Here is a 449-nt window from a genome sequence, read left to right as displayed (position 1 = left end):
AAGGGCTTAGATAATGATGACGAGTAGGGCGAGGCACGTGAAACCTTGTCTGAATATGGGGGGACCATCCTCCAAGGCTAAATACTCCTGACTGACCGATAGTGAACCAGTACCGTGAGGGAAAGGCGAAAAGAACCCCTGTGAGGGGAGTGAAATAGATCCTGAAACCGCATGCATACAAGCAGTGGGAGCATACTTTATTATGTGACTGCGTACCTTTTGTATAATGGGTCAGCGACTTACATTCAGTAGCAAGGTTAACCGTATAGGGGAGCCGTAGGGAAACCGAGTCTTAATAGGGCGTATAGTTGCTGGGTGTAGACCCGAAACCAGGCGATCTATCCATGAGCAGGTTGAAGGTTGGGTAACACTAACTGGAGGACCGAACCCACTGTCGTTGAGAAGCCAGGGGATGACTTGTGGATAGGGGTGAAAGGCTAATCAAGCCT

1 rRNA gene is annotated in these 449 nt (G+C 49.4%); it reads left to right on the top strand.

Annotation, left to right across the window (positions count from 1 at the left end):
• A 23S ribosomal RNA gene (locus I2F62_RS13145) occupies positions 1 to 449 on the top strand; the annotation flags it as partial.

The sequence above is a fragment of the Acinetobacter sp. MD2(2019) genome, from assembly GCF_035615615.1.
Taxonomy (GTDB): Bacteria; Pseudomonadota; Gammaproteobacteria; order Pseudomonadales; family Moraxellaceae; genus Acinetobacter.
This window is presented reverse-complemented; position numbering and strand designations above follow the sequence as displayed.